Genomic DNA, 6,511 nt, shown 5'->3' with positions numbered 1-6,511 from the left:
GGTCGATGCCTTCCTCAACGGCATCCGCGCCGCGTGAGGCCACCTCGCCGGAAGTAGGGGCGCTAGGCCAGCTGGTTCAGGCCGGCCCGGAGCGCCCCGTCGCCATCCTCCAGCATTCCCTCCCGCAGGAAGAGGTCGATCAGCACCAGGTTCACGTTGAACTTCACGCTCTCCGTGTCGCGCACCGCCTCCATCACGCGCGCGATGGGCCACAGCTCGAATCGCTCCACCTCGTCGTCGTTGGGGCGCGGCACCACGCCCTCCGGCATCTCCAGGTCGAAGACGTGCAGGAGGTCCCGCCGCATCCCCTCATCCGTGCGCATGATGTAGGACACCCGGCCCGCCGGCCGCGCCTGCGCCGCGAGGGGGGCCGGCAGGGAGGCCTCCTCCTCCGCCTCCTTCACGAGGCAGCGTTCCGGCGTCAGCCCGGCCGGGATGCCGCCGGCCACCACGTTGTCCATCTGCCCGGGCGCCACCGCCTTGTCCCTGGCGCGCCAGCCCACCCAGAGGTGCAGCCCGCCGCCGGGACCCGGAGGCCGCCGCACCAGCCCGTTCACGTGAACGCCCTGGCTGATGATGCCCAGCGCCGGCAGCACGCCGCGGTCCACCACGCCCAGCACCGGGCCGTCCGGCGTGGCCCGGACGTCGAACTCCTCCCCCCGGATGCGGCCGAAGCCTGCCCGGGCCAGGCTGCGCGCGATCTCGGCCAGCGCCCCGCTCCGCCCGGCCGCGCCGCGTGGCCCGGCCGCCAGGGAAACCCCGTCGGGGCCGAAATGCACCTGCCCCGGCAGGAAGGTCAGGGCCCGCGCCGCCTCCGGCTCCAGCCATCCCACCTGCGCCTCCCCGATGCGGAAGGGCAGGTATCCGGCCGGGGAGGGCAGGTTGTTGCACGCGGCGATGTGTCGGGCGAAGGGGTCCATGCGCCCATCCTGCCCCGCGGCGCGGCGCGGGGCATCCCCGCCATGCGGCATTCCCCGCTGGCGCCCGGCGCCGGGAGGCCCCATCTGTATTACGACGCCGCTCCCATCCGCGTGAGGATGGCCGGCCCCTTATCCCGGACCCGCCCGGCACGGCGCCGGCCCCTCCATGCCCGGAGGGCGTCGCCCAGGCCCCGAGGCGCGGCCCGCACCGGAGTTCGCGCGTGTCCGCCGCCCAATCAGCCAGCCCATCCGCCAGTCCGTCAGCAAGCCAGCCCGCCACCCGCGGCACCTTCGCCACCCTCCGCAGCCTCGCCCCCTATCTCTGGCCGGAGGGCGAGCCGGGCCTGCGCGCCCGCGTGGTCATCGCGCTCGTGCTGCTGGCGCTGGCCAAGGTCGCCAATGTCCTGGTCCCGATCGCCTATTCCCGCGCCGTCAACGCCCTGACCCCGCACCTGGGGGAAGGGGCGGCGGGCGGCACCGCCGCCATCCTGACCGTGCCGGTGGCGCTGGTGGTCGGCTACGGCCTGCTGCGCGTCGCCTCCTCCGCCTTCGGGGAGCTGCGGGACGCCGTCTTCACCAAGGTGCAGGGCCGGGCCGGGCGGCGCATCGCGCTGCAGGTCTTCACCCACATGCACGCCCTTTCGCTCCGCTTCCACCTGGACCGGCAGACGGGCGGGCTGTCGCGCGTGATCGAGCGCGGCACGCGGGGCATCAACTTCGTCCTCGACTTCATGATCTTCAACATCATCCCGACGATCTTCGAGATCCTCATGGTCTCGGTGATTCTCTGGAAGCTGTTCGACTTCTCCTTCGCGGCCGTGACCCTCGGCACCATCGCCCTCTATGTCACCTTCACGCTCATGTTCACCAACTGGCGCCTGCGCTTCCGCCGCGAGATGAACGAGACCGACCAGGAGGCGAACACGCGGGCCATCGACAGCCTGCTGAACTACGAGACGGTGAAGTATTTCGGCAACGAACGGCACGAGGAGCGGCGCTACGACGCGTCCCTCGCCCGCTACGAGCACGCCTACAACCGCTCCGAGGTGTCGCTGAACTTCCTCAACATGGGCCAGGCCGCGGTGATCGCGATCGGCCTGACGGTCGTGATGCTGATGGCCGCGCGCGGGGTGGCCGCCGGCCGCATGACGGTGGGCGACTTCGTGCTGGTCAACACCTACCTCATCCAGCTCTACCTGCCGCTGAACTTCCTGGGCTTCGTGTACCGGGAGATGAAGCAGGGCCTGGTGGACATGGAGGCCATGTTCACCCTGATGCGGGAAAGCCGCGAGATCGCCGACAAGCCCGGCGCGCCGTCGCTGCCCCCCGGCCGGGGCGAGGTCCGCTTCGAGGAGGTGCGCTTCGGCTACAACGCGAACCGCGAGATCCTGCACGGCGTGGACTTCGCCGTGCCGCCCGGGAAGATGCTGGCCATCGTCGGCCCCACCGGCGCGGGCAAGTCCACCATTTCCCGCCTCATGTTCCGCTTCTACGACGTCTCGGGCGGCCGGATCGTGATCGACGGCGCGGACCTACGCGACGTGACGCAGGACAGCGTGCGCGCCGCCATCGGGGTGGTGCCGCAGGACACGGTGCTGTTCAACGACACCATCTTCTACAACATCGCCTATGGCCGCCCCGACGCGACCGAGGCGGAGGTGGTGGAGGCCGCGAAGCTGGCCCAGGTCCACGACTTCGTCCTCCGCCTGCCCGAGGGCTACAAGACCCGGGTGGGCGAGCGCGGCCTGAAGCTCTCGGGCGGCGAGAAGCAGCGGGTGGCCATCGCCCGCACCATCCTCAAGAACCCGCGCATCCTCATCCTCGACGAGGCGACCAGCGCGCTCGACACCCGCACGGAGCAGGAAATCCAGTCGGCGCTGCGCGGCGTCTCGCGCGGGCGCACCACGCTGGTCATCGCCCACCGCCTGTCCACGGTGGTGGAGGCCGACGAGATCATCGTGCTCTCCGAGGGCCGCATCGCCGAGCGCGGCACCCATGCCGAACTCGTGGCCGCCGAAGGGCTCTACGCCGCCATGTGGCGGCGCCAGGCCCAGGCGGTCGCGCTGGCCGAGGCCGCCGCCGCCGCGCGCGACGTGCTGCCCGAGGCCGAGGGGCCGGCCGCAAGGCAGGCCAGCCCCGCAACCGCGGGGGCTTCCGCTCCCGCGCCCGTCTGACCATCTGGCTTCAACACGCGACAGAACAGCAGGAGGCCCCGGGCATGACCCTGGACCCGCAAGGCGATGCGCCCGAGGACCTGAGCCACGCCGGCTCCGTGACCGACAAGGCCATCGAATACATGATCGAGCAGGGGATCGCCCCGATCTCCGTCGCCTCCGCCCTTCTCGGCGGCGCGCTGGGCCTGATGGCCCGCACCATGGAGGACCGTGCCATCGCCCGCGTCCTCCGCAGCGCCCTTGCCTCGGTGGAAAGCGGGGAGCTGCACGAGATGCGGCGTTCCCAGTCCGAGGGCGCCGGTCCCTCCTAGATCCGGCGCCTGCCGGTCTTGCGGGGCAGGGGCGGGCCTCCACCTTTCCTCCATGTCCCGACGCACCCTCGGCCTCGCGCTTGCCCTCGCGCTGCTGTCCTCCTGCGGGGAGGCCCAGGACACGGCCGGGGGCGCGGCGGCCCATCTCGGCCCGCCCGGGATTCCAGCCAGCCGCTTTCCCGGCCCGGTGCGCCCCGTGGCCTCCGTCGTCTCGGACCAGTGGGCGGGGGAGGACGCGCGCGAGCGGGTCGGGGAGGCCGAGCGGGTGATCGGGTGGCTCGGCATCCGCCCGGGTCAGACGGTGGCCGATATCGGCGCGGGGTCCGGCTACTACACCGTCCGTCTGGCACAGCGCGTGGGGCCGCAGGGAAGGGTGCTGGCGCAGGACGTGGTGCCACAATACCTGGCCCGCCTGCGCCGCCGGGTGGCGGACCTGCCCAACGTGTCGGTCGGCCTGGGCGAGGCGGGCGATCCCCGGCTGCCGCCGGCCTCCACCGATGTCGCCCTGCTGGTCCACATGTATCACGAGATCGAGCAGCCCTTCGCCCTGCTCGCCAACCTCGTCCCGGCGCTGCGCTCCGGCGCCCGCGTCGGCGTCCTGGACGTGGACGACGCCACCCCGCGCCACGGCACCCCCCGTGCCCTGCTGGCCTGCGAGATGGCGGCGGCCGGCTACCGGCAGGTCGCCTTCCACTGGCTGCTGGAACAGCCGCCCCGTTCCGAGTACCTCGCGGTCTTCGAGCCCCCGGCCACCCCGCCCGTGCCGGAGGCCATCCGGCCCTGCACCCCCTGAAGGGCCGTGCCGATGCCCGCGCGCCTTGACTCCGGCGGGTGCTGCGGGCATTAGCCCCGCCTCATCCGTTTCCAACGCCTGCCCGCGCGTCCCGCGCGCGCGTCAATCTGGGGTTTTCACCATGTCCCGCCGCTGCGGCATCACCGGCAAGGGCGTCCAGGCCGGCAACAATGTCAGCCACGCCAACAACAAGACCCGCCGGCGCTTCCTGCCCAACCTGCAGGAGGCCTCCTTCTTCTCCGACGTGCTGGGCACCTCCATCCAGATGCGCCTTTCCACCCGCGGCATCCGCACGGTGGAGCACAATGGCGGGCTCGACGCCTTCCTGCTCGGCACGCCCGACCGCTCCCTGCCGCCCGAGGCGATGGTGCTGAAGCGCCGCATCGCCCGCGCCCAGGCCAAGAAGGCCGCCGCCTGAGGCCATACGCCTCCCGTTGACGACGCTGCACCACGGCGCGGGGGTTTTCCCTCGCGCCGTTGTCATGTCCGACGCCGCTCCTGCGATGACCATGCCCGTGTTCACCATTCGGCAGGGCCGGCGCTGGCAGTCTCCCCCGCATGGAGACACAGTTCCTCACCCTGGCCGCCCTTTGCGCGGCGCTGGTTCCCGCCGCCGCCGCCGCCTTCCTGCTCGACCGCGCCCGCGCCGCCGAGTTCTGCGCGGAGCAGGCCACGCTTCGCGCGCAGGCCCAGGGTCGCTGCCTCGGCATGATCGCCCGGGAGCTTGAGGCGCCCGGCCTGTCCCTTCTCGGCCTCGCCGCCCGGCTGCCCCCATCCGCCGCCACCCAGGTGGAGGCCGAGGGGCGCCGCCTGCTTTGCCTGTCCGAGGAAGTGGCCGACCACCTCCTGGCCCAGCCCGGTCCCCGTGGCCTGGCCGAAAGCCGGATCCCCCTCTGCCCCCTCCTGCACGAGGCCGTGGAAAGCGTGTCGCGCCTGATGGGGGAGGGCGCCCGCCACTGGCGCATCACGCCCGAGGCCGAGGCGCTCACCCTGCTGGCCGACCGCCGCGCGCTGTGCCGGGCCATCACCCAGTCCCTGGCGCGCGCCGCCCGCGAAACCCGCGCCGGCGACTGCATCGCGCTCCGCGTCGTCCGCGCGGCCGAAACCGTGGCCCTGGTGATCGAGGACGAGGGGGCGGGCCTGCCGCGGGATGATCTTTCCGGCCTCGGGGCCGGGCTGGGGGAGGGCACGCGCGGCCTTTCCCTTGGCCTTTCCGCCGCGCGCGAACTGATGCGCGCCCATGGCGGGGAACTGACGCTGGAGGCCGCGCCGGGCATCGGCGCCCGCACCTGGCTCACCCTGCCCCGTGGCAGGGTTCTGGAGGATCAGGCGGCCGCCTGATCCTCCCAGCCCAGCACCATCAGCAGCGTGCGCTGGAAGAACATCTGGTTGTCGTCGGAGATCACCGCCACCAGGTCGCGCCCGTTGTGGCGGAAGGCACTGACCCCCTCCCAGTTGTCGCTGGGCAGGGGCGGCGCGAGATGCGCGGCCAGAACCCCCTCCATCACGCCCGGCGAGGCCGGAATGGGTGGCAGGCGCATCAGCCGCGCGGAGAACCCCTGGGGAAAGCTCGCGTGCCGCTCCAGCACCAGCGCCCCGCCATCGGGCAGGGGGCAGAGGTCGCTGGGGTCGTGCCCGGGGGAGGGGCGGTAAAGAAAGCGCCGCCATCGCCCGGGCCCGCCCACCCAGGCCAGGCGGGCGCCATCATCCGCCGGCGGGCGCTCGCTTTCCGCGATGGCCAGCCAGCGCCCGTCCGCCAGCACGCCGAGGGATTCCAGCCCGCCATTGCCCGGCCAGCCCGCGATCCCCGGCGGTGCCTCCACCGGCTCGCAGGCACCGTCCAGGCTCCGGTAGCGCCAGATCCGGTGCAGCCGCTCGAAGCCCACCAGCCAGGACCCGTCCGGCAGTTCAGCCAGGCATTCCGCATCCCCCAGGAAGCCCAGGGGAAGAGGGCGGCCGGCGATGTCGCGCAGGGGCCCGGCCCGCGGCGCCTCCAGCCCCAGCGGCGCGCCATCGGCGGCCAGCACCAGTTGCGCCTGGCACCAGCGCCCGCGGTCGCCGATCGCGGTCACGGTCAGGCCGGGCGACACGTGCACCGCCGAAAGGCCATCCGCCCCCAACCGCTCCGTGTTCAGCGCCATGACCCCGAGCGGGCGAAGCGCCATGCGCGGCAGCGGGTCCGGCAGGTCCTCGAAGCGGGTGAGGGGACGCTGCAGGCCGCAGCCCGCCGTGACCCCGCACGCGGCCGTTCCCATCAGGGCCGCCATGGCCGAGCGGCGCCCCATGGCGCGCCGCCGCAACCCCGGTGGCGCC

At 73.1% G+C, this 6,511-nt stretch carries 7 protein-coding genes; 5 read left to right on the top strand and 2 right to left on the bottom strand.

Going from position 1 to position 6,511, the window contains the following annotated elements:
* Nucleotides 1-62 precede the first annotated feature (62 nt).
* A complete protein-coding gene (locus tag ACFFIC_RS09475; protein WP_377049930.1) occupies nucleotides 63-920 on the bottom strand; it encodes an NUDIX hydrolase in 858 nt (285 codons plus the stop codon).
* A gap of 221 nt (nucleotides 921-1,141) precedes the next feature.
* Here ACFFIC_RS09475 and ACFFIC_RS09470 point away from each other — a divergent pair, with 221 nt between their 5' ends.
* From ACFFIC_RS09470 to ACFFIC_RS09450, 5 genes are all read left to right on the top strand, one after another.
* Complete coding sequence (locus tag ACFFIC_RS09470; protein WP_377049929.1) at nucleotides 1,142-3,094, top strand: ABCB family ABC transporter ATP-binding protein/permease; 1,953 nt, start codon at nucleotides 1,142-1,144, stop codon at nucleotides 3,092-3,094.
* Nucleotides 3,095-3,138: 44 nt separating this feature from the next.
* Entirely contained in the window at nucleotides 3,139-3,405 is a 267-nt protein-coding gene (locus ACFFIC_RS09465) for a hypothetical protein (RefSeq protein WP_377049928.1), read from the top strand.
* A gap of 52 nt (nucleotides 3,406-3,457) precedes the next feature.
* Nucleotides 3,458-4,198 (top strand): class I SAM-dependent methyltransferase, encoded by a 741-nt coding sequence (locus ACFFIC_RS09460; protein WP_377049927.1) that lies wholly within the window; start codon nucleotides 3,458-3,460, stop codon nucleotides 4,196-4,198.
* Between the two features lie 121 nt (nucleotides 4,199-4,319).
* Nucleotides 4,320-4,616, top strand: a complete 297-nt coding sequence (gene rpmB, locus ACFFIC_RS09455) for a 50S ribosomal protein L28 (protein ID WP_377049926.1) — start codon at nucleotides 4,320-4,322, stop codon at nucleotides 4,614-4,616.
* 140 nt (nucleotides 4,617-4,756) lie between these two features.
* Nucleotides 4,757-5,539, top strand: coding sequence for a sensor histidine kinase (locus ACFFIC_RS09450; RefSeq protein WP_377049925.1), 783 nt, complete (start codon nucleotides 4,757-4,759; stop codon nucleotides 5,537-5,539).
* Here the strand turns inward: ACFFIC_RS09450 and ACFFIC_RS09445 are convergent.
* On the bottom strand, nucleotides 5,524-6,483 hold the full coding sequence (locus ACFFIC_RS09445) for an esterase-like activity of phytase family protein (protein WP_377049924.1): 960 nt from the start codon (nucleotides 6,481-6,483) through the stop codon (nucleotides 5,524-5,526). The two genes, ACFFIC_RS09450 and ACFFIC_RS09445, sit on opposite strands and share 16 nt — an antisense overlap.
* Nucleotides 6,484-6,511: the final 28 nt, after the last annotated feature.

Origin of the sequence: Muricoccus vinaceus (assembly GCF_042433125.1) — a bacterium.
Classification (GTDB): Bacteria; Pseudomonadota; Alphaproteobacteria; order Acetobacterales; family Acetobacteraceae; genus Roseomonas; species Roseomonas vinacea.
This window is presented reverse-complemented; position numbering and strand designations above follow the sequence as displayed.